Origin of the sequence: Methanoculleus caldifontis, assembly GCF_032842345.1 — an archaeon.
Classification (GTDB): domain Archaea; phylum Halobacteriota; class Methanomicrobia; order Methanomicrobiales; family Methanoculleaceae; genus Methanoculleus; species Methanoculleus caldifontis.
In genome coordinates, this window is record NZ_WBKO01000002.1 from 231,311 (window position 1) to 253,638 (window position 22,328).

At 63.4% G+C, this 22,328-nt stretch carries 17 protein-coding genes; 8 read left to right on the forward strand and 9 right to left on the reverse strand.

Annotation, left to right across the window (positions count from 1 at the left end):
- Positions 1 to 38 precede the first annotated feature (38 nt).
- The 3 genes from uvrA to F8E02_RS09960 all read right to left on the reverse strand — a co-directional run bounded on the left by uvrA (position 39) and on the right by F8E02_RS09960 (position 5,244).
- A complete protein-coding gene (gene uvrA / locus F8E02_RS09950; RefSeq protein ID WP_317065380.1) occupies positions 39 to 2,849 on the reverse strand; it encodes an excinuclease ABC subunit UvrA in 2,811 nt (936 codons plus the stop codon).
- 496 nt (positions 2,850 to 3,345) lie between these two features.
- Positions 3,346 to 3,735: a PRC-barrel domain-containing protein gene (locus tag F8E02_RS09955; RefSeq protein WP_317065381.1), complete on the reverse strand. Its 390-nt coding sequence runs from the start codon at positions 3,733 to 3,735 to the stop codon at positions 3,346 to 3,348.
- A gap of 324 nt (positions 3,736 to 4,059) precedes the next feature.
- The gene (locus tag F8E02_RS09960) at positions 4,060 to 5,244 is read right to left on the reverse strand and encodes a PAS domain-containing protein (protein WP_317065382.1); all 1,185 of its coding nucleotides are present in this window, start codon (positions 5,242 to 5,244) and stop codon (positions 4,060 to 4,062) included.
- A 194-nt stretch (positions 5,245 to 5,438) separates the two neighbouring features.
- On the opposite strand from F8E02_RS09960, the gene F8E02_RS09965 reads away from it, so the two are divergent.
- Complete coding sequence (locus tag F8E02_RS09965) at positions 5,439 to 6,209, forward strand: UbiA prenyltransferase family protein (protein WP_317065383.1); 771 nt, start codon at positions 5,439 to 5,441, stop codon at positions 6,207 to 6,209.
- Here the strand turns inward: F8E02_RS09965 and F8E02_RS09970 are convergent.
- Positions 6,179 to 6,928, reverse strand: coding sequence for a helix-turn-helix transcriptional regulator (locus tag F8E02_RS09970; RefSeq protein ID WP_317065384.1), 750 nt, complete (start codon positions 6,926 to 6,928; stop codon positions 6,179 to 6,181). The two genes, F8E02_RS09965 and F8E02_RS09970, sit on opposite strands and share 31 nt — an antisense overlap.
- 135 nt (positions 6,929 to 7,063) lie before the next feature.
- Here F8E02_RS09970 and F8E02_RS09975 point away from each other — a divergent pair, with 135 nt between their 5' ends.
- Both F8E02_RS09975 and F8E02_RS09980 read left to right on the forward strand, forming a co-directional pair.
- Complete coding sequence (locus F8E02_RS09975) at positions 7,064 to 8,173, forward strand: TIGR04013 family B12-binding domain/radical SAM domain-containing protein (protein ID WP_317065385.1); 1,110 nt, start codon at positions 7,064 to 7,066, stop codon at positions 8,171 to 8,173.
- 3 nt (positions 8,174 to 8,176) lie between these two features.
- On the forward strand, positions 8,177 to 8,818 hold the full coding sequence (locus tag F8E02_RS09980; RefSeq protein WP_317065386.1) for a metallophosphoesterase family protein: 642 nt from the start codon (positions 8,177 to 8,179) through the stop codon (positions 8,816 to 8,818).
- Here the strand turns inward: F8E02_RS09980 and cyaB are convergent.
- Both cyaB and F8E02_RS09990 read right to left on the reverse strand, forming a co-directional pair.
- Positions 8,805 to 9,335, reverse strand: a complete 531-nt coding sequence (gene cyaB, locus F8E02_RS09985; protein ID WP_317065387.1) for a class IV adenylate cyclase — start codon at positions 9,333 to 9,335, stop codon at positions 8,805 to 8,807. The genes F8E02_RS09980 and cyaB overlap by 14 nt on opposite strands.
- Before the next feature lie 42 nt (positions 9,336 to 9,377).
- On the reverse strand, positions 9,378 to 10,850 hold the full coding sequence (locus F8E02_RS09990) for an ATP-binding protein (protein WP_317065388.1): 1,473 nt from the start codon (positions 10,848 to 10,850) through the stop codon (positions 9,378 to 9,380).
- A 286-nt stretch (positions 10,851 to 11,136) separates the two neighbouring features.
- On the opposite strand from F8E02_RS09990, the gene F8E02_RS09995 reads away from it, so the two are divergent.
- The 3 genes from F8E02_RS09995 (at position 11,137) to F8E02_RS10005 (ending at position 15,444) form a co-directional block, all read left to right on the forward strand.
- A complete protein-coding gene (locus tag F8E02_RS09995; protein WP_317065389.1) occupies positions 11,137 to 11,865 on the forward strand; it encodes an FKBP-type peptidyl-prolyl cis-trans isomerase in 729 nt (242 codons plus the stop codon).
- A 652-nt stretch (positions 11,866 to 12,517) separates the two neighbouring features.
- Positions 12,518 to 14,422, forward strand: a complete 1,905-nt coding sequence (gene rqcH / locus F8E02_RS10000) for a ribosome rescue protein RqcH (protein ID WP_317065390.1) — start codon at positions 12,518 to 12,520, stop codon at positions 14,420 to 14,422.
- The gene (locus tag F8E02_RS10005) at positions 14,419 to 15,444 is read left to right on the forward strand and encodes an mRNA surveillance protein pelota (protein WP_317065391.1); all 1,026 of its coding nucleotides are present in this window, start codon (positions 14,419 to 14,421) and stop codon (positions 15,442 to 15,444) included. The genes rqcH and F8E02_RS10005 overlap by 4 nt, the downstream gene beginning before the upstream one ends.
- Before the next feature lie 13 nt (positions 15,445 to 15,457).
- On the opposite strand, the gene F8E02_RS10010 is transcribed toward F8E02_RS10005, so the two are convergent.
- A complete protein-coding gene (locus F8E02_RS10010) occupies positions 15,458 to 17,788 on the reverse strand; it encodes a methyl-accepting chemotaxis protein (RefSeq protein ID WP_317065392.1) in 2,331 nt (776 codons plus the stop codon).
- Positions 17,789 to 18,152: 364 nt separating this feature from the next.
- On the opposite strand from F8E02_RS10010, the gene F8E02_RS10015 reads away from it, so the two are divergent.
- Complete coding sequence (locus tag F8E02_RS10015) at positions 18,153 to 18,515, forward strand: EMC6-like membrane protein (protein ID WP_317065393.1); 363 nt, start codon at positions 18,153 to 18,155, stop codon at positions 18,513 to 18,515.
- A 6-nt stretch (positions 18,516 to 18,521) separates the two neighbouring features.
- A complete protein-coding gene (locus tag F8E02_RS10020) occupies positions 18,522 to 20,294 on the forward strand; it encodes a ribosome biogenesis/translation initiation ATPase RLI (RefSeq protein WP_317065394.1) in 1,773 nt (590 codons plus the stop codon).
- A gap of 378 nt (positions 20,295 to 20,672) precedes the next feature.
- Here F8E02_RS10020 and F8E02_RS10025 read toward each other — a convergent pair whose 3' ends face one another.
- Entirely contained in the window at positions 20,673 to 21,848 is a 1,176-nt protein-coding gene (locus tag F8E02_RS10025) for a ligand-binding sensor domain-containing protein (RefSeq protein WP_317065395.1), read from the reverse strand.
- On the reverse strand, positions 21,833 to 22,318 hold the full coding sequence (locus F8E02_RS10030; RefSeq protein ID WP_317065396.1) for a chemotaxis protein CheD: 486 nt from the start codon (positions 22,316 to 22,318) through the stop codon (positions 21,833 to 21,835). The genes F8E02_RS10025 and F8E02_RS10030 overlap by 16 nt, the downstream gene beginning before the upstream one ends.
- Between the last annotated feature and the right edge of the window lie 10 nt (positions 22,319 to 22,328).

Here is a 22,328-nt window from a genome sequence, read left to right on the forward strand (position 1 = left end):
ATTTCGCGCGAGGGGGCAGGCCGGGATGTGCGAAGAGATCAAGTGTCATCTTTTGCCAGGATCTCCTTTAAGAACGCACCCGTGTAACTCCCCGCCACCGCCGCGACCTCCTCGGGGGTTCCCGCCGCGATGACTTCCCCGCCGGCGTCCCCGCCCTCGGGGCCGAGGTCGATGATATGGTCGGCGGACTTGATCACGTCCAGGTTGTGCTCGATCACCACCATCGTGTTCCCTCTTGCCACCAGGTCGTCGAGGACGGCGATCAGGTTCTTCACGTCGTGGAAGTGCAGCCCGGTCGTCGGTTCGTCGAGGAGGTAGATCGTCTTGCCCGTCGCCCTCTTCGCAAGCTCGCGGGTCAGTTTGATCCGCTGCGCCTCACCGCCGGAGAGGGTCGTGGAGCTCTGGCCGAGTTTGATGTAGCCAAGGCCCACCTTTGAGAGCGTCTCGAGCTTACCCCGGATCGAGGGGACGTTCTCGAAGTGTTCGATCGCCTCCTCGACGCTCATGTCGAGGACCTCGGCGATGGACTTACCCCGGTACTTCACCTCCAGGGTCTCGCGGTTGTAGCGGGTCCCCTTGCACTCCTCGCACTCGACGTAGACGTCGGGGAGGAAGTTCATCTCGATCTTGATGAGGCCTTCGCCCTGGCATGCCTCGCACCGGCCGCCTTTGACGTTGAACGAGAACCGGCCGGGCTTGTAGCCCCGCACCTTCGCCTCCTGCGTCTCGGCAAAGATCTTGCGGATCTCGTCGAAGACCTTGGTGTAGGTTGCCGGGTTCGAGCGCGGCGTCCTCCCGATCGGACTCTGGTCGATGACGATCACCTTGTCGATCTCGTCGTCGAAGACCAGGCTGTCGTGCTCCCCCGGGCACTCCCGGGAGCCGTGGAGGTCCTGCATCAGCGCCCGGTAGAGGGTATCGTAGATGAGCGTCGACTTCCCCGACCCCGATACCCCGGTGACGACCGTCAGGACCCCGATGGGGATATCGACATCGATGTCTTTTAAGTTGTTCTCCCGGCAGCCGGAGAGCCGGATGAGCCGGTCGCTCCGGCGGCGCTCGGCGGGCGGATCGATCCTCAGGTCGCCTGAGAGGTAGCGCCCCGTGATCGAGGCAGGGTTCGCGGCGATGGCGTCGGGGGTCCCTTCCGCGACGACATGGCCGCCGTGGAGCCCGGCGCCGGGGCCCATGTCGACGACCCAGTCGGCGCTCCGGATCGTGTCCTCGTCGTGCTCCACCACGACGAGGGTGTTGCCGAGATCGCGGAGATGCTGCAGGGTCTCGAGCAGTTTCCTGTTGTCCCGCTGGTGCAGTCCGATCGAGGGCTCGTCGAGGACGTAGAGCACCCCGGTCAGGTTCGACCCGATCTGGGTCGCAAGCCGTATCCGCTGGGCCTCCCCGCCCGAGAGGCTGCCTGCGCTCCGCGAGAGGGTCAGGTAGCCGACCCCGACCTGTGCGAGGAACTCGAGCCGGGCGACGATCTCTTTCAAGACCTGCTTTGCGATCTCGTGCTCGCTCTCGGTCAGTTCCAGCGTCCGGAAGAACGCAAGCGCTCCCGTGACGGAGAGGTCGGTCACTTCGACGATGGACTTCCCGGCGACCTTCACGGCGAGGACCTTCTCTTTGAGCCTCTTGCCCCCGCACTTCGGGCAGGGGAGGACCCGCATGAACTTCTCGAGTTCCTGGCGGCGGTACTCCGACTGGGTCTGGTGATAGAGCCGCTCGGCCTGCGGGGCGAGCCCTTCCCACGTCCCGGAACGCGACCATGCGTCCCCGTTCTTCATGTTCATCGAGAGGCGGAGCTGCTCGGGCGAGCCGTACATCAGGGCGTTGTACTGCTCCCCGGTGAGGTCTTTGATCGGGGTTAAGACCGAGAACCCGAAGTGTTTGGCAACACCGCCGAGATACTGGCTCCGGTAGCCGTCGAGGAAGTTCCGGTAGAGGGCGACGGCCCCGTCGGCGATGCACTTCTCCTTATCAGGGATGATCAGGTCGGGATCGAACTCCATCCTGATCCCGAGACCGTTGCACTCCTCGCAGGCGCCGAACGGGCTGTTGAAGGAGAACATCCGGGGCTGGAGTTCCTCAAACGCCATCCCGCAGACCGGGCAGGCGAGGAGCGACGAGAAGGTCTCCTCGTCCCCATCGGCATCGACGGCGATGACGAGGCCTTCGGACTTCGCAAGGGCGTTCTCGACGGCCTCGACGAGCCGTGAGCGCTCGTCGACGGAGAGCCGGTCGATGACCACGTCGATGTCGTGCTTCCGGTAGCGTTCGAGAACGATCTCCTCGTCGGTCCGGTGGATCTCGCCGTCGACCCGGACCCGGGTGTAGCCTTCACGGTCGAGGTCCTTGAAGACCTGCTGGTAGGTCCCCTTCTTCTGCCGGACGATGGGGGAGAGGATCGTGACCGTCCCGGCCATCGCCGAGGCTATGCGATCGGCGATCCTCTCCGGCGACTGTGCCTCGATACGGATATGGTGCTCCGGGCAGAACGGCGTCCCTATCCGGGCGAAGAGGAGCCGGAGGTAGTCGTAGATCTCCGTGACCGTGCCGACGGTGCTCCGGGGGTTCTTCGACGTCGTCTTCTGCTCGATGGAGATGGCGGGCGAGAGCCCGTCGATGCTGTCGACGTCCGGCTTGCTCATCAATCCGAGGAACTGCCGCGCGTAGGCGGAGAGCGACTCCACGTAGCGACGCTGCCCTTCGGCGTAGATGGTGTCGAAGGCAAGCGTGGATTTCCCCGATCCGGAGACGCCGGTGAGGACGATGAGACTGTCACGCGGGAGTTCGACTGTGATGTCTTTGAGGTTATGCTCCCGCGCCCCCTTGATGACGATCTTCTTCATTGGTGCGCGGAGATATGTTTGTCCTGCTACCTCATAGCCGTTTGCCGATGCCAAACTTTAAATAAAATCGTGAACTGGAGGCGTGAGCGCCGGCGGATTTCCGGGGTTTTTGTAGGGCGCGACGGTCCCTCAGGACCGGAGCGTGAGCACCGCTAGGTGCGAGCCGCGAAGAGTACGAAGTTCGGTAAATGGATGTGCAACGCTCCTTCGCGGCTTCGCGCTCTTCGCGTGAGGCCGCGTCATCGCTCATAAACTGTCAGCTCACGCGAAGCCGCGAAGGACGCGAAGAATGGTAGATGGATATGATACTCTCCTTCGCAGCTTCGCGTCTCTTGCATGAGACAGTATCGCTATCCCCATTCACAAACTCACGCGAAGTAGGGATTCAATGTGCGAAAACAGGCTCTTTGAGCGCAGTGCGGGGCATCCCCGGCCACGGGCCCGGCTCTCCGTACCGGGCCCCGGACCGACGTTCATCTTGGTTCTTCCGGGAGGCTCACCGCTCCGCGCGGCGCTCCCAGTAGGGTGTATACCCGTAGTGGCTGTACATGCCGGTGAGCCACCCGCGCTCGGCGGTCGTCGGCCAGTTGCCCTTGTCGAAGCCGGGCGCGTTCTCCAGCCGCTCCTTCGTCACGTCGAGGGTGAAGGAGTCGTTCCCCGGGTTGTACTGCAGTGCCTCCCAGGGGATGGCGAAGAGTTTATCCCCGAACCCCAGGAAGCCCCCGAACGAGAGGGCGGCATAGGCGATGCAGCCTTCGTTGATATCGATCATGACGTCCTTGATGTTCCCGAGGTCCTCGCCCCGCGGGTTCCTGACCGAGTAGTCCGCAAGATCTTTTCCCCGTATAAAATCCCGCACCTCTGTCTGTGTGGTAACTCCTCTCATGTGTATCATCTCCGTATCTGGTGGGACAGGGTGTCCCACGGCAAGAGAGTCAATACAGGCCGCGCAATATTTAATATTTCCGACGAGGTATTTTATTCCTAGTATAATCCTGCATTATCGCCTTCTGTGAAAAACCGCCCCGGAAGAATCCCAATTCCGGTAAAACCAGTGCTTTGCCTCTTCCGCCTCCCGGTCCGTGGAGTCGTTCTCTCTCCGGCAGGAGCAGGCCTTCGGTGCCCGTATCGTTACGACAGAACGGTCTCACCCACGCCGACGCGTGCGGGTATAGTCCTGGATATGAAAAGGTGCCGGGGCACCGCAACGTCACCTGCGATCGATCGAGGAGTCATCGGATGCACCTGGCCGGTCGTCGCCTTTGAGACCGTAGTGCTTCCGGAGAAACTCCCTGACGCTCAGCGATGCGACGTACCCCCGGTCCAGTTCCGTGAGGACGCCGTCAATGATCCGCGCTTGATCCGCGATCTTCCTGGCAACCTCGCCGTCCTCCAGGCCAGCAAGCCCGAGGATGACGGCGAGCGGGTTTTTGATCCGGTCGCCGAGGCAGGCGAGGTGCTCGATGTTCTCGTCAAGCTGCGCGCAGACGCCGTGCCGCAGGTCGCCGCCGGCCCCATCGTGCACGGCCGCGACGATCCCGGCGAAACCGCCTTCACCGTCGTCGACCGGCAAGAACGCGACGACCGCGGCAACAGGCCGGTTCTGCGCATCGAGGAAGGTCACCTCCATCGAGCGCATATCCCCGGCGGGGCGTTCCAGCCCCATCTCACCGTCGGAGGCACGACCCCGGAAACAGGCCTTCTGGAACTCGACAACGGAATCCGATGCCATAATGGAAGAGAGGTGTAATCCTGGCAGACTGTCGGGGTCATAGCCGAGGAGGTGCCGCACGGGGGGGCTTGCCGACATTATCATGAGGTCGGGATCGAGGGATATTACCGGGTCGGAGGAGACGGCAGCGAGAACGCCATACAGTCGCCGGCAATCCTGAAGGCCCGCCTCCCCGCGGCTGCAATCAGGGCTGATGTGGTAGGTGTCCAGGCGCGCGCCCCGGCCCGGCCCGTCGGGGATCACGGTGCTCGAGTACTCCACCCAGACCCTTCTCTCCCGGGTGCGGGCGATACAGTACCGCCTGGCCGGGATCGCCTCGTCAAAGAAGCAGGATACGATGAAATCCTCTTTGAGAGTCTCGCCCTCAAGGAGACAGGGAGAGATGCAGCGGGAGACGAACTCCACGGCATTCATGCCGATAGTTTCGTACCGGCTTACCCCGAAGAGCCCCTCCATAGCATCGTTCACCCATGCGACGGTCTGGTCAGGCCCGATTACGACGATCCCGTCATCGAGCCTCTCAAGCAGCAGCGCCAGGAGATCCCGGACAGATCCTGCCGCAACGCGGGACTTGCCCTGTGCGCAGCAACTGTCGTAATAGAGCAGTATCCCGGCTACCTGCTCCAGTTCGGATTTCCGGCTTCCGGTTCTGTTGCAATCCATACCTGCCGCCCCCCGGATAATGTGTTCGTTTCCCCAGGTATACATTGAAAATATCCGGTATAAATGGCTTTCTTACGGTTTCGCCGAAAGAATACAGTTCTTTTGCAGGATTACAACGCCGTTGGAGCCCGTACAATAGTACTGTACAATTTCGGTCAGAATGGAATATTTCGCCCGTTCTGGATCGTGTACATATGCAACCCCAACAACTCATTGTGTCGATACTTGTAGTTACGCTCTCCGGAGCGCTCAAACTACAGTTTGCATACGGATTCCTCGGCGATCACGTGCCGATCACCGAGTTTTTCGCCATAGCGCTCATCGCATATGCAGCCTATGCGTTCGACCGCGGCGTGGAGAATAAAGAAGATGAGAAACGGGGGAGCGGATTCAGGAAAGCGCTCCTGGTGACGGCAGTTCTCGCCACAATCGGCGCTTTCGCGCTCTACCCGAACCCCGCCCTTCTCGTGCCCTTCCTCGTCGCGTACCTGTATGCGAAAGGCATTGGAGGTTACAGGCTGAAGGGAAGTATGGGAGTGAAGAACTGTATCGTCGCCCTCACCTGGTCGCTTAGCATCCTGATCTTCCTCGGCACCTTCAGCCTGCCCGTCATGCTGGTCTGCCTCTTCTTCTTCTGCAAAAGTTTCGTCAACACCGTCATCTATGACGTCCGCGACGTCGAGAAGGATAGATCCGCAGGAATTCTGACGATCCCGACGATCCTCTCCCGCGTACAGGTCACCGCCCTGCTGCTCGGCCTCAGCCTCATCGCCCACACGGCGGTCTTTGGAGCGTATTTTGCAGGCCTTATCGCGGGCATCGACGTCCTCTTCATCAGCCTGATCCACAGTTCCTTCTACATCGTCGCTTACTGCAACCACTTCGAGATGTTCAGGAACGCATTCGTCGACGGGGAATGGATCATCTATGCAGGTTACACGATCCTGCGAGACTGCGCCCTATAGTGGCGGATGAGATCCTTCCCAAATTTTATTGCTTCAGGGGAGGTTGCGATGAGATCCCGCGTGAAGTCGTAACTTCCTGATTTATAGAAGAATCCGATTGAGAGGAAAGTGTCGGTGACGGTGGCAGCGATCCCGGGGGTTTCCGGGGCGAGGTACATCTCAATATTACCGTAGTTCCTGAGCGGGTAGGCCGAAACGATATCAAAGACCTCCTGCGTAACCACCAGTGAGATCGTCTCAACACTCTCTGCAAGGGTCAGAAAAAACTCGGGATAATCGGGGAAGAGGATCGGCGAGACACCGTAGATCTCCCTCGTGCCTTTTAAGTGATCAATAAACACCCGGTGCGGTTTTAGGATGTCGGACGGTTCCGAAGCGACGAGCCGGGCATCGCTGATCTCGCAGAGCCGGAGAGCGAACTCATCCGGGAGGGTGATGGTGTGGTCCGGAAAGGCTTCGTAGAGCATCCGGAGGGTGTCGATGCTCTCCTTGAACCTCTCGAAGATGATGAGGTAGGCGTGTCCCCTGTCGGTCAGCAGGACCTCGCCGTCGGCCTCCCTGACAAAACCCACCTTCTTGAGGGAGTTGACGGTGAACGCGTAGGTCGAGGACGGGATATGCCTCTTGATCTCGTCTTTGGACTCCTGGCGGAGGAGTGCATCCAGAACCTCGATCCGGCGCTCGCTCGAGAAGACCTTCATGAAATCGGTAATCTTCATGTATCTTTTAATAATTCGTCGATAGCGTCAGATTAATCTTCTTCTTTGAGAGACGGTATAAGGAATACGCCGTGATGCCCGCAGGCGATCGGAGCGGGACCGCCATCACGGCAGACGAGGACTGCTCTTAAACCCATGAACGTCAACTGGCGAGCCATACCCCAGGCGAACAACACCCTGGCCGCCCTCTTTGCGGCGTGCGAATCCCACGGCTATCACCTCGAGGTCACCGACGAGCCGCTCCCCGATGTCACCGTCTACAGCCTAAACTCCATCAACGAACGCCTGTACCGGGACGAGATCGCGGAGGCGGACTGCGTAACGATTGCCGGAGGGCCTCACCCCTCGGCCTGCTACCGCGAGGTGGCGGAGTACGCCGATTACGTCGTCGTCGGGGAGGGGGAGTACACCCTCCCCGCCCTCCTTGCCGCCATCGAGGAGGGGAGGGACCCGCCTCCCGGCGTCGCCACCGCCGCGGGCTACACGCCCGCCGACCACACCGTCCTCCTCGACGGCTACCCGCCGTTCGGACAGATCAAGGGTTTTGTCGAGATCAGCCGGGGATGCCCGTTCTCCTGCGGCTACTGCCAGACCCCGCGCCTCTTCGGGCGGTGCATGCGCCACCGCGCGATCGACGAGATCGCCCGCTACGCCTCGCGCTACCGGGATATCCGGTTCGTCACCCCGAACGCCTTTGCCTACGGCTCCGACGGCGTCCACCTCAGACTCGACAAGATCGAGCGTCTCCTCCGGAGCCTCGACGGCCGCGTCTACTTCGGCACCTTCCCCGGCGAGGTGCGTCCGGAGTGCGTTACGGAGCGCTCCATCGAGCTCATCACCGGCTACTGCGCGAACACCCGCCTGCACTTCGGGGCCCAGTCAGGGAGCGATGCGGTGCTCCGCCGCCTGCACCGGGGGCATACCGTCGAGGACGTCGTCCGCGCCGTCGACCTCTGCCGGGATCACGGGCTCGTCCCGGTCGTCGACTTCATCCTGGGGCTGCCGTTTGAGAGCGACGACGACCAGCGCGCAACGCTCGGCCTCGTGAAGATGGTCACCCGGGCGGGGAAGGCGCACATCCACTACTTCATGCCGCTGCCAGGGACCCCGCTCCAGAACGGCCGCCCCCGGAGGCTCCTTCTGGAAACAGAAAAAACTCTCGGCAAACTGGCACTCGGCGGCAGGATAACCGGCTCCTGGATGGATCATGAGATAAGGTTTTTTAGACACACTTCTCATCTATAGAGCATGATGGATGTGCTACTCCTAGCAGATCTGCACGGTAACTACGGGAAGCTTGACGCTTTTCTCAGCTACGACTATGATGCAGTCATCATTGCAGGCGACATCACCAACTTTGGTCCACTCGAACCTGTAGATTCGGTACTCTCGAATTTCGAGGTACCATGCTTTGCGATCCCCGGGAACTGCGATCCCCGCGAGATTATCGATGTGCTCGAACGGTCCGAGGCAATCTGTCTCCATGATTCGTGGCTTGCCCTCGGCAAGGTGACGCTCGCCGGCCTTGGGGGTTCGAACAAGACCCCCTTCGGTACGCCGTTCGAGCTGCCTGAAGAGGAGATCGACAGGAAGCTCACCCGGATCGTCGACCACATGGACAAGAACATCCACAACGTCCTCCTCTGCCACGCTCCGCCCTACGAAGCGCTGGATATGGTCGGGGAGGAACACGTCGGAAGCCGGAGCATCCGGAAGCACATGACCCGATTCGATCTGGTCTGCTGTGCCCACATCCATGAGGCACGGGGTATCACCGAGGTCGACGGCGTCACCGTCGTCAACCCCGGACCCGCCTCAGAGGGGTACGGGGCTCTCATCCACTTCGGAAAAGAGCCAAAAGATATCCATATCGATCTTATCTCTGTTTAAAGAGCAGCATTTCAAGATACGAGGTGTAGATTGGTGGACCTTCTACACCCAGTTCTTTTGCGATCGTTCCGATCCTTTCGGCAGCATCCTCGTTTGCACCGTCCGTCAGGATCTCGATCTCGATGTAGGTCCCCAGACCCTCGACGTCGTCGAGGGTCACCGTGACGTCTCCCATCTCGTAGAACTCCCGGACTTTCGAGACCACGGCGGCCCGCTTAAAGCCGAGACGGGAGAGGATCTCCTCAAGGGCCTCGCCCGAGGCCACGCCGAGGTTGAACTCTTCGCGGGCCTTTGCGCTCCCGACCCTGACCTTCGGCCCTTTGTAGGTCACGGTAGACCCGGAATCGTCGTACCTGACCCGCAACGCCTCGTCGGTCTCCCCGAAATCGCGGTGGGGGGCATTGTAGTAGACGTCGCGCTCCTGCTGCCTCTTCGCCATCCGCACTCCCTGCCGCTCGAGCCGGTCTTTGACGTCCCCCGGCTCCGGGACCGCAAACTTTGCCTCTACTTCGAACATTCCAATCGCATCAGTCTGTCTCTTTTGAGCGCTGATAAACCCTCACCGGCCGGCCTTCCGGCGGACCAGGTCCTGCTGCCGCCGCGCGGCGGAGAGAAGGGCGTCGTCCCCGAGGTGCTCCGCAGAGGCGACCGCCCGTTCCGTCATCACGAGAGCCGTGCCGTAATCCTCGCGATGGTAGAACCGGAGGCCCAGCTCGAGATTCAGGTCCGCGGCCTTCGCGTGGTCCCGCGCGTGGAAGAAGTGGCAGGCGAGCGAGAGGAGGACGTGCAGCCTGCCGGAGAGGCGGTGCATGGAGCGCTCGAAGCAGCCCGCCGCACGGGCGTTCAGCGCGATCTTCGCGTCCGCGGAGAGCGCGTGCCTGCAGTGCTCCTGCAGGAGGGGGTGGGCGAAGGCGTACTCTCCGCCCGGAAGCCTCCGGAATATGCCGCTCTCCTGCAGCCGTTCCGTCACCAGCGCCGGGCCGGTCCCCTCCGGATCGAGCATGCAGGCCATGACCGGCACCGGGAACGGGGGATGTAAGACGCAGAGGTTCTCCGCCCATGCGCAATAAGGGCCGGAGAGCGTGGCAAAGGCGAGCGCTGCCGGGTCCGGCGCCCCGGCGAGGAGATCCGCGATCGTCTCTGCGGTGGGAGCAAGATCGCGGCGGCGCAGGGCGTTGAAGCAGGCCATGAGGCTGAAGGGGTCGCTGCTGGCCGCTTCGAGGAGGTCGGCGGCTGCTTCGTCGATTGCGAGACCGAACCGCCTCCGCGCAAGCTCCCGGATCTCGTCTCCCCGCATTCCCTGGAGGGGCAGTTCCACAAGGTCGGGGGCGCCGATCTCTTCGAAACGGCCGGCCCCATCTCCTGTCCGGCAGGTGAAGGCGAGGAGGATGCCGGCCGGGAGGTCGTGCGCGATGTCGCCAAGGAGCCGGCGATCGAGGGCCGAGGCGAGGTGGACGTCTTCGAGCAGCACCGCCGCGACCCGCCCTGTCCCGCTCGCCCGTCTTCCTAGCTCGCGGAGGAGCTCGAGGAACGCCTGGCGCACCCTGTCGTACCCGACCTCGGGCGAGCGGGCGAAGATGCCGATGACCTCCTCCCCGGACTTCGAGAGGAGGCCGACCGGCTCCACCGGGGCGGCGTACTTCTCGAGCACGTCGTCGGCATACCGGATCGCCTCCCGGATACCCTCGTGATCGAGGGTCTCCTTAAACCTCCCCGACGCGGCGCACCGCGCGAGGTCGCCGACGAGTCCGCGGAACGCGGAGAAGATCATCCCGGGAAGATCGAAGACCTCCGCCCTGAGAACCGGGGATTGCAGCCCCCCGGGAAGTTCCCGCACGTCGTACGCGAGCCGGTTGACGAGAGAGCTCTTCCCGATGCCGGGCGGGCCGGAGATCATCACCGCCTGCCCGCGCTCTCCTGCCCCGGCGAGCATGGCACCGAGCCGCTCGCGCTCCTCAACTCTGCCGCAGAACTCTTCCGGCGGACAGGGGGCGTAGGAGACCCCCACCGTCTGCTGCTGCACCTCGTCCATGATCCTGCCCCCGATCGAACCCCGGGTTACTTCAACATTTGGGCCGGCATGGCCGGGAGACTACGGGGGGCCATGAGCGGGAAACCCCGGCAACGCTCGTCGAATCGCTCGATCCCGGGCAGGAGAGGTCCGGCTCCACCGCGGATGGCCGCCGGGGGGCCACGGTAAACACTATAAATACCAATCCATCCAAATAAATTGGAACAACGAGACGCAGGGGTGCGGCGGACCGGCACGGGAGGCGTACCGGGAACCGCAACGCAATCTGCAAAACAAGGTGAATGGAATGGCACTTCAGGAAGGAGATTTTATCAGGCTCAGGTACACCGGCAGCTTCGGTGAGAATATCTTCGATACCACGGATGAGGAGCGCGCAAAGGAAGAGGGGATCTACAACCCGCGGGCGGATTACGGCCCGGTCACTATCCGCCTGGGGAGCCACCATGTCATCGTCGGCCTTGAAGACGAGCTGATGGGCAAGGAAGTCGGCGCCGAGGGCGAGGTCGACGTCCTGCCCGAGAAGGCGTTCGGGGCACACGAGAACGAGGAAGTGCGGTCCGTCCCGGTCACGCAGTTCCGCGAGAAGGCGAGGAAGGGAATGCGGGTCGAGATCGAAGGCCGCGAGGGACTCGTCGTCGATATCATCGGCAGGCGTGCCGTCGTCGACTTCAACCACCCGCTGGCGGGAAAGACCCTGCACTACTCCTACACGATCGTCGAGAAGGTCGAGGACCCGATTGAGCAGATCAAGGGCCTCATCAAGCTCTACGCGGGCCGGTCCGACATCGGGATCACCATCGCCGAAGGGACCGCGGAACTCGCGCTCCCCGCGGCGATCACCTACGACCGCCGGTGGATGGTCTGGCGGGGCACGCTCGTCCGCGAGATCTTCGAATACAACCCCGAAGTCACGAACGTCGTCATGAAGGAGACGTTCCCGCGCCCGGCCACTCCGGCGGCTGCGGCCGAGGCCCCTGAGGCCGAGGAAACGGCGGAAGAGACGACCGAGGAGTAAGGCTCCCCGGTTCCGATTTTTTGTTTTTTTGAAGGGTTTTTGCGCTGAGCGGTGCCTCTGGATGTGGGCTGCTGCTGTCTTGAGCACTCTGTCCCACTCTGGTCCGCTGTTTGTCCGATACGCTGCGTGACGGGTGAGAGTGTGGCGGTTGAAAGCGACCATAGGGAAATCCCGATGCAGTAAGTCGGCAGGGACCGTGCTCCTGCTCATACGATCTCACGCGAAGGCGCGAAGGCGCGAAGTGCGGCGGTTCGTAGAACCGGAGTTCGAGAACAAAACCCCATACACTGGACCGTGGGGATATCGCCATTGGGGGTGGGGTTTCAGGGGAGGGGGCAAGCCCCTCCCCTGTCTCCGCCATATCCTGAGGCACCTGTTACCCCCACCCCGCCCGGCCTTGGCCTCCTCGCTCGCACCTGCGGTGCTCATGCCCCGGCCCCATGGCCCGTCGCACCCCGCCCCGAGGGGCGGGGGCAGTGGTGGCGATATACCCGGTGGAAATCCGTGCCCGTAGATCCACCGCTGACTGAAGCGGATTGTTCAGCAGGAGTGTGGGAATGTTCAAAGCGTTTTGGAGCACGACCCCCGAAGCGACCGTATCCGCCCGGCAGTACTCTTCTTTAGGTACCGGGCCGAATGTATTCTGGAACCCATGGCGACATTACAGGGAATGAGCGGGGTCGATCTTCGGGCGCTGGTAGCGGAGGCTGCCGATCGCCTCCCGCTCTGGGTCGGCAAGATCTACCAGTTCGATGCAAAGACCCTCGGCATCAGGCTGAACGGGGAAGACCGGGCCAAATACCAGTTCCTCATAGAGACCGGGCGGCGCGCCCACTTCGTCGCGGAGTTCCCCACGCCCCCGAAGAACCCGCCGAGTTTCGCGATGCTGCTCCGGAAGCACCTCGAGGGCGGGAAGGTCCTCGGCATCCGCCAGCTCGGGATCGAGCGCACCTTCAGCATCGATATCGGGAAGAGGGAGACGACCTACCACCTCATCATCGAGCTCTTCGACGAGGGGAACGCGGTCCTCTGCGACGAGGGCTACACGATCGTCAAGCCCCTCTGGCACCACCGGTTCAAGAACCGGGAGGTGGTCCCGGGCGTGGTCTACGCCTTCGAGGGCTCCGACTGCTCGGCGCTTCCGCCGGAAGAGTTCCAGAAGATGCTCGGCGGGTCCGACCGCGACATCGTCCGGACGCTCGCCGTCGGGTGCATGCTCGGCGGCGCGTATGCCGAGGAGGTCTGCCGGATGGCGGGCGTCGAGAAAAGCGCCCCTGCCGCCGAAGTGGACGCAGAGCCCTTGCGGGAGGCGTTCGACCGGCTGATGGCCGACGTCTCGCGGCGGGCCGAGCCGGTGATCACCCGGTCGGGCTGCTGGCCGGTGGTGCTTGCCGGCGACGAGGTCCGCGAGCGGTTTGCGACCTTCAGCGAGGCTCTCGACGCGTTCTACCCGAAGATCGTGGGGAAGAAAGAGGAAGAGGAGGCCGCAGCCGGAAAACCCCGCCTCTCCCAGGAAGAGGTGATCCGCCTCCGCCAGGCGGAGGCCATCAAGGGGTTCGAGAAGAAGATCGAGCGGAACGAGCGGTTCGTCGAGGTGCTCTACGAGAACTACACGCCTGTCACCGGGATCATCACGACGCTCGATGCCGCGAGCAAGACCCGCTCCTGGCAGGAGATCGAGCGGATCCTCAAATCGAGCGGCGATAACCCGGCGGCGAAGATGGTCCGCGCGGTCCACCCCGCGGAGGCGGCGGTGGAGGTCGATCTATCCGGCGAGCGGGTGAAGATCTACGTCCACGAGACGATCGAGCAGAACATCGGCCGCTACTACGACCAGATCCGGAAGTTCAAGAAGAAGAAGACGGGCGCGCTCGCGGCCATGGAGAAGCAGATCGCCGCAAAGCCCCGGCAGAAGCAGAGCCTTGCCCTCCAGAAGAAGCGGTGGTACCACCGGTTCCGCTGGTTCACGACCTCCGACGGCGTCCTCGTCATCGGCGGCCGGGACGCCTCCCAGAACGAGGAGCTCGTCAAGAAGTACATGGAGGGCGGAGACCTCTTCGTCCACGCCGACGTCCACGGCGGGAGCGTCGTCATCGTGAAGGGCGCGACGGAGCGCCTGGACGAGGCCGTGCGGTTCGCCGCCTCCTACTCCAACGCATGGAAAGTCGGGCACTTCACCGCGGACGTCTACGCCGCCCGCCCCGACCAGGTGAGCAAGACGGCCGAGTCCGGCGAGTACGTGGCCCGGGGCGCCTTCATCGTCCGGGGAGAGCGGCAGTATTTCAGGAACGTCCCCCTCGGGGTCGCGATCGGTCTTGCAACGGCGCCCGCGGTCGCCGTCATCGGCGGCCCGCCGGAAGCCGTCACCGGGCGCGTGGAAGCATGGGTGGAACTCCGCCCCGGCCAGTTCGAGCCGAACGACACCGCAAAGAAGGTCGTCCGAACACTCAGGGAGAAACTCCCGACCGAAGACCTCAAGGGACTCAAGAACGCGCTGAACACCGAGGCGGTCGCCGCGTTCGTCCCGCCGGGAGGCTCGGATATCGTAGAACCATGAAGGCCGAAGTCAAGGAGTTGCGCAGGCTGTTCGGGGAGATACGCCTCTTCCCCGAGACGCTCGACGACATCTGGCACCTCTCCCACCTGGTCGGGCCGGGGGACCTCGTCTTTGCCACGACCTTCCGGAGCGTGGAAGGGGCGGCCGACAAACTCCGCCCGGAGAAGATCGAGAAGCGGCCGGTCCGGCTCGGGATCCGGGTCGAGAAGGTGGAGTTTCACCAGCACACGAACCGGCTCCGTATCGGGGGGATCATCGAGAGCGGTGTGGACGTCGCCTTGCATCACACTCTCAACGTCGAATCGGGGTTCGAGATCTCGGTCGTCAAACAGTGGCGGCCCGTCGACTGCGAGCGGATACGGCGGGCGATCGATGCCTCCGCGTACGGCGTGGTCCACGTCGTGAGCGTCGAGGAGGGGGAGGCAGAGATCTACCGCCTGCGGCAGTTCGGCCCGGAATGGGTGACGACGATCACGGCCGGGAGCAGCAAGGGCGCGGACGTCGGCACCCGGTCAGCGCTCTTTGAGAGGACGCTCGAACCGCTCGCCGCGGTCACGGGCCCTCTCGTCGTCGCGGGGCCGGGGTTCGTGAAGGACGAGTTCGCGAGTTACGTGAAGGCCCGTGCGCCCGGGCTCGCCGAGCGGATGGTCGTCGTCGAGACCCGGCGCATAGGACGGGGCGCCGTGCAGGAGGTGATCGGGCAGGGGATCCTCGAGCGGCTGCTCGGCGACCTCCACCTTGCCCGCGAGGTCCGGCTGATGGACGAGGTCCTCCTCCGGATCGCGACCGAAGGAGCCGTCGCCTACGGTCTCGCCGAGGTGCATAAGGCGGTCGATTACGGTGCGGCCGAGACGGTGCTGGTCGCCGACACCCTTCTCCGGGACGAAGGGGCGACCCGCGTCATCGAGGAGGCCGAGCACGTCAACGCAACGGTCGTGGTGCTGAGCACCGAGTTCGAGCCGGGAGAACGCCTCGCAGCCCTCGGCGGCGCCGCGGCGCTCCTGCGGTATAAGATCGAGTGAGGCCGGGCGGCCGTCAGTGGACGGTGAACCGGCCCATCTTCTCCTTCAGCGAGAGGGTGAGGGCGTTCATCTCCCGTGCGCCCTCCGCGACGGCCCCGGCCGACCCGCTCACGTCCCGGACCAGGCCGGCGTTCTTCGTCACGAGTTGCCGGGCCGTCCGCGTCATGGCCGTCGCCTCATCCATCGTCGCCATTACGCTGTTCGAGATCCGGGCCTGCTCCTCTGTCCCCCGTGCAATCTGCGCGATCCCCTCCGCGCTCTCCCCCGCTTTTCCTATGATGGCGTCGAGCATGCCGATGATCTCCTGGACCATCTCGATCCCGCCGGTCACCTCGTCGAAGGCGTGGCGCATCTTCTCCGACGTCCTCCGGCTGTCCCTCTGGATCCTCTCGATCAGGTCGTCGATCTCCCGCGTCGCCCCTTTCGCCTGGTCGGCGAGGTTCTTCACCTCGTCGGCGACGACCGCGAAGCCCCGCCCGTGCTCCCCGGCCCGGGCCGCTTCGATCGCCGCGTTGAGGGCTAGAAGCCGGGTCTGCGCCGTGATCTCGTTGAGGAGTCTGGTGATCGCCTCGATATTCACCATCTCTTCGTTTAAGCGGGTGATGTCGTTCATACTCTCGCGAGACGTATCCTCGACCGCCCGCATCTTCCGGGTCGTCTCTTTCCCGATGGCCGCCGCCGTATCCCCGATGGTCGTGGTCTCGGCGGAGATCTTCCGGACGTAGCGCGCAGTCTCCGCAATCTCCTGAATGGAGTCGAGCATCGAGGAGATCTTGCCGTGAGCCCCCTCGATCGCCTCAAGCTGCCTCTCCGCCTCTCCGGCCGAGTTACTGCTGTTCTCCGCGACCGTGAGGAGGGCATCGCTGATCTCCTCGATGTTTCCTGTCGTCCGGGCGACGTGCCCCTCGAGGCTCCCGATGGTCCTCTCGACGTCCCCGACCAGCCCTTCTATGGCACCGAGGGCAGCGTTGTAGTCCTGCTTGACGTCCACGAGGGGATCGTCGTCGGCCATCGGGGCCCTGACCGTCAGGTCCCCTCCGGAGAGGGACCGTATGGCAGAGCCGAGACCGGCAGCGCTCCGGTCGAGGACCTCCGCCCGTTCCTCCGCACTCGCCATCATCTCCCGGATCTCGCGTTCCTGCCTCTTCTGCCCCGTGACGTCGCGGAAGACGTAGAGCGAGATCTCGAGGCGACCGGCGTCGTCGAGGAAGGGGATGGCGTCGAGGAGGACGTATCGGGTGCTCCCGTCCCCGCAGGCGAAGCGGTACTCCCCCTGCGACTTCCTCCCCGACCCATAGACCGCGAAGAGGTCGTCGCCGCTCTCCCGTTCGACGGCAAGACTCTGGAGGGGTCTCTGCAGCAGTTCCTCTCCGGAACGCCGGAAGAGGTGTTCGAAGGCGGCGTTCGCTTCCAGGATCCTCCGCTCCGGATCGAGGATCGCCATGGCGAGAGGGTTCTCCTGCATGAAGGTCCTGTTGAGCAGCTCGGCCTTCTTCTGGAGGTTCGCGATCGCTCGCATCTTCTTCTCGCGCTCGGCAACGTCAGGCGTCATGTCGCGGTTGCTCGAACGGTATCCGAGGAACCGCCCGTCCGGGAGGTCTACCCTGAGGCTGAGGTGGCCGATCCAGCGGAGGCTGCCGTCCTTCCTGACGACCCTGAACTCGAGGGTCTCGACGGCCCGTGCGGCCTCCCCTCCCGCCCGGACGTTCCTGAAGTACTCAAGCACGTACGGCCGGTCTTCCGGGTGGACGATCTCCTCGAGAAGGCCGGGCCTCGCGTAGAAGTCGCCGGGAGAGTATCCGGTGATCCGCTCGCAGGAAGGGGAGACGTAGATGAAACGGCCGTCTTCGCCCTGGAGGTACTCCCAGTCGTAGGTGGCGTCGATGATCGCGTGGTACAGCCGTTCCTTCTCCAGGTTGCGCTCCCTCTCCACAACGTCCTCCGTGATGTCGCGGTTGCTGCTCCGGTACGCCGTTCCGTACTCTTCTATCCCGGCGCTGCGCGTGAGGTGCCCGATCCACCTGACATTACCGTCCTTCCTCCGGATTCTGAGTTCGACGGTCGAGACGTCCCGGCCGTCCCTGATCGCGGCCTCGTACTCGCGGAAGGCCGGAAGGTCTGCGGGGAGGAGGATCTTCTCCAGAAGCACGGGGTCGGAGAGGAACTCATCCGGCCGGTAGCCGGTGATCCGCTCGCAGGAGGGGGAAGAGTAGAAGAATCTCCCGTTCTCTCCCCGGAGGTACTCCCAGTCGTAGGTGAGGTCAATGAGGGAGCGGTAGAGGTTCTCCTCATGGCCGCAGGTGGTTGGTCGATCCGCAGGGGATCCCTCGATCTCTATGTTCATTCTTATCCCGGGTTGATCAGATCTGTGTTCGTGAAGCGAGAGCAGTTGGTGGAAGTAATCTTCCACCTAGCAGCATTTATTACTTCCCATAATTGGCGACTCAGGTATTGCCCGGGTTCTGCGAATCATGCGGCAGGCAGATTCCTTTTGGCCGGGTATCGGATATTTGCGGGCTTCCTGCTGACGAGAGGGCGGGGGCGATCCGGGGGCTGCCGTGCGGGCGGTACCTACCTTTATAAATGGAGAACGCCCTATAATGTAGTAATTCCGTCAATCCGGGGAGCGGCCGGGAAGCCTCTTCTTTGCCGGGGCCGCCGTCGCAACGGAGGCTTCCTTCCCGGAACGGCGCGACACTGGTGTCACGATGAGCGATAATGCGGTAGCAGAAGAGGTTCAAAAAACACGGCCGAGGACACGTGCCGAGAAACAGGTCGAGCACAGAAACCGGTTGAAACGAACGCTTGTAGCCTGTTTCATGGGTATCCTGACCGGGGCGATCTCGTTCTACCTCTCCGGCACACCAGACCCGGCGACCGGGCTCCAGCAGAACGCTATCATCGGCGTGCTTCTCCTGATGGCGGGCGTCGTCTTCCAGAAGCACATCTTCATGCTCCTCCAGTTCGATTACATGGAGTTGACCGGCAAGGACTGGTTCTACCAGAGTTTCATGACGTTCGCGCTCTGGTTCATCACCTGGACGCTCCTCCTGACCACCACCGTTCTGTGATCTCCCATGCGTATTGCTGTTGTACACCGTGATCGGTGCCACCCCGTCAAGTGCGGCACCGAGTGCATCCTCTACTGCCCGCGTGTCCGGACCGGCGACGAGACCGTCGTCATCGGCGAGGACCAGAAAGCCGTCATATCCGAGGAACTCTGCGTCGGGTGCGGCATCTGCGTGAAGAAGTGCCCGTTCGAGGCCCTCGACATCGTCAACCTCCCCGAACAACTCGACCAGCCGACCCACCGCTACGGCAAGAACGGCTTCGTCCTCTACGGCCTCCCGATCCCTGTCGAGGGGAAGGTCACCGGTATCCTCGGTCCGAACGGTATCGGGAAGAGCACGTCGGTGCAGATCCTCTCGGGCACGCTCGTCCCGAACCTGGGGAGGACCGAGGCGCCTGTCGCCTGGAAGGAGGTCCTCGACCTCTACCAGGGGACCGAGCTCTTCGACTACCTCCAGGTACTCGCGCAGAAGAACGTGAAGGTCGCCGTGAAGCCGCAGTACATCGACCAGATCCCGAAGGTCTTCTCAGGGACGGTGCGCGACCTTCTCAGGACGACCGACGAGCGCGGGAGGCTCGATTACTACATCGACCGGCTCTCGCTCCGGGCGATCATCGACCGGCCGATCGGCACCCTCTCCGGCGGCGAGCTCCAGCGGGTGGCGATCACCGCCTGCCTCGCCCGCGACGCCGACTTCTACTTCCTCGACGAGATCACGCCCTACCTCGACGTCTACCAGCGGATGGCCGCCGCAGACCTGATCCGGGAACTCGCCCAGGAGCGGCCGGTCGTGATCGTGGAGCACGACCTCGCCATCCTCGATATGCTCGCGGACACCGTGCATGTCGCCTACGGAGAGCCGGCGGTCTTCGGTGTCATCACCCACCCGAAGGGCGTCCGGATAGGGATCAACCAGTACCTCGAAGGCTTCCTCCCGGAGGAGAACGTCAGGTTCAGGACGTACGCGGTGACGTTCGACACCCGGGCCCACGCCGCCGATGCGGACCGGGAGGTGCTGCTCGCGTTCCCGTCGATGAAGAAGGGTTTCGAGCAGTTCTCGCTCACCGTCGAGGGGGGGGATATCCGGAGCGGCGAGGTCCTCGGTGTCCTCGGGGCGAACGGTATCGGGAAGAGCACGTTTGCCCAGCTCCTTGCCGGGGTGCTCGAACCCGATACCGGGTCGATGGATACCCGGGTGCGCATCTCCTACAAGCCCCAGTACATCAAAGGGGATACGGAGGCGACCGTCGAGGAGCTCCTCCGGCGGGCGACGACGAAGTTCGACACCTCGTTCTACCAGCACGAGATCTTAGAGCCCCTCTCCCTCTCGCAGCTCCTCCAGGCGCCGGTGAACACCCTCTCCGGCGGCGAACTCCAGCGGGTGGCGATCGCCGTCTGCCTCTCGCGCGATGCCGACCTCTACATCCTCGACGAGCCGAGCGCGCACCTCGACGTGGAGCAGCGGGTGAAGATCTCGCGGATGATCCGGAAGCACGCCGAAGGCCGGGAAGCGAGCACGCTCGTGATCGACCACGACATCTATTTGATCGACATGATCAGCGACCGGATCCTGGTCTTCGAGGGCGAGCCGGGGATCCGCGGCCAGGCCGCCGGGCCGTTCGATATGGCGGCGGGCATGAACCGGTTTTTGAAGGCGCTCGGGATCACCTTCCGGCGGGATAAGAGTGGGAGGCCGCGGATCAACAAGCCGGGCTCGTTCCTGGACCGGGAGCAGATGGCGGCCGGGTCCTACTACTACGCCGAGATCTCGAAGTCGTAGGGCCGGCAGGTTACTTCTTTTTAGGTTCTCCAGGGTCTCCCGCCAGGGAGCCGTATCGCCGGCAGGGGCCGCCGGCAACTACACACGAACTTCGCACCTGACGGTGCTCATGCTCCTGCCCTGCAGGCAGTCGCACTTCACACCTGCGGTGCTCAAACTCCCTCCCCTTCGGGGAGGTGTCGTTCTTCGCGGCTTCGCGGCTTCGCGTGAGGCCGTATACCATCCTCACGGGTTAGCTCACGCGAAGAGAAAGGAGAAGGTTGCACCTTCGGGTCTCACGCTCATTGAGTTCACGTTTCGCGTAAAGCAACAAGGCATGGCCCCTCTCGGACCCTATAAAATGGTTGTATTTTCCCCGTGCCGGTTCCGCTCCGGGTTTCACGCCCCGGCTACCCGGGCGCTCACCGACCCGACCCACGCCGCAAGCGACGCCCGGATGCTCTCGAGCATTCCGGCAGGTTCTTCGGGCGTCGCGTCCGGTGCCGGGGTCGGGGGCGCGGGTGTCGCCGGCAGATCCGGCACCTCTACCGGGACGGCGGAGAGGGTGAGGGTGGCCGGCTCCGTTATCGGCGGGATGTAGCCCACGTTCCCCGGAACGACGAACCAGCAGCGACCGTCGGCGTCGACGAAGAGTTTCTTGACGAAGTTCGAGCGGAGACCGTCGCGCGAGGTGATATGCACGACGACGTCCGAGAGGTACCAGCCGTAGATCCCGCTATCCGTCGCGACCAGAAGCATCCCCTCCGGCGTTGCAGCGAGATCGTTGATGGCGACCGGGAACGCGCTCAGGTCTCCGACGTCGAGGACCGGGACCACCTCCCCGCCGGGGGTGTAGTGGAGGACCGCCGTGCGGTTGAAGAGGTAGACGCCCCCGAACGGGTCGGCCCGGACCCCGGCGATCCCCCGAACGGGCTCGCCCCCGGAGATCACCGGCTCGAACCGGATCGCCCCGGCCCCGTTCGAGACGACCTGGACGCCGTCGAGCTCGGAGACGATGACGAGCGTATCGCTCGCGGCATCGACCGCCATGCTTGCGACCGTGTAGCACGCGAGGCCCTCGGCGCCGAGCGGTTTATACCACGTCCAGGCTCCTTCAGAGTAGCGGTGGAGACCCGCCCGCCCGGTGGCGATCCAGATCTCGTCCCCCCAGCGCACCATGCAGTTGATGTTGCGGTTCTTGAGGAGATCCAGGTCCTGGATAGCCCTGTATCCCTTCCCATCCCCGATCTGTAGCCCGCCGGGGTAGCCGATCCAGAGGTGGCCCTCGTGGTCGAGGGCGACCGCGGTCACCATGGTGTCGAGGGGCTCGAGCGTGCCATAGGCCGTCTCGCCCGGATGCCTCGGGTTGACCGAGTACCAGGTGCCGTTCGCCGTGTATACGGAGATCCCGTAATCGGTCGCAAAGATGACGTCCCCGTGACGGCCGTTGATCGCGTCCGTCACGCCGGCGGACGCGATACCGGAATAATAGTCGGGCACGCCGACGTAGATGCCCGATGCGGGAGGAAGAAAAAGCGATGCCGCAACAACAGAGAGGATCAGAACTCGGTGCATGTCCCGTCCGCCCTCTTGACGACAAGGCGGCCCTTCTCCGGCCAGTAATACACGGACCGCCCGACCTTTCCTCCGATCTCCTCATACTCGATCTTGATACCCTGGGCCTGGAGCAGATCCCTGACCGCGGTGATGTTCCTCTCCCCGATATTCAGGGAGTTCGCCGAGTACTCGAACATGCTCGCCCCCCCGACGATGATCGCGGTGATCGAGAACCTCGTGCTGCCGAGCCGTGCCATCTCCTCAAGGAGGACGTTCATGGCGGTATCCGCGAACTTTCCGGGACGGTCGGTGGTCCCCCGGCTCTCGGGGAGCATGATATGAGCAAGTCCTGCAAGCGATCGTTTCCTGTCGTGCAGGATGAGCGCGACGCAGGAACCAAGCCCGATCGTCCCCATCGGGCATGTTCCGACCCGGTGTTCCCCGAGACCGAGGATCACGGCTGCTCCCTCCCCGAAGAAGTTGTTCATGGTATCCCAA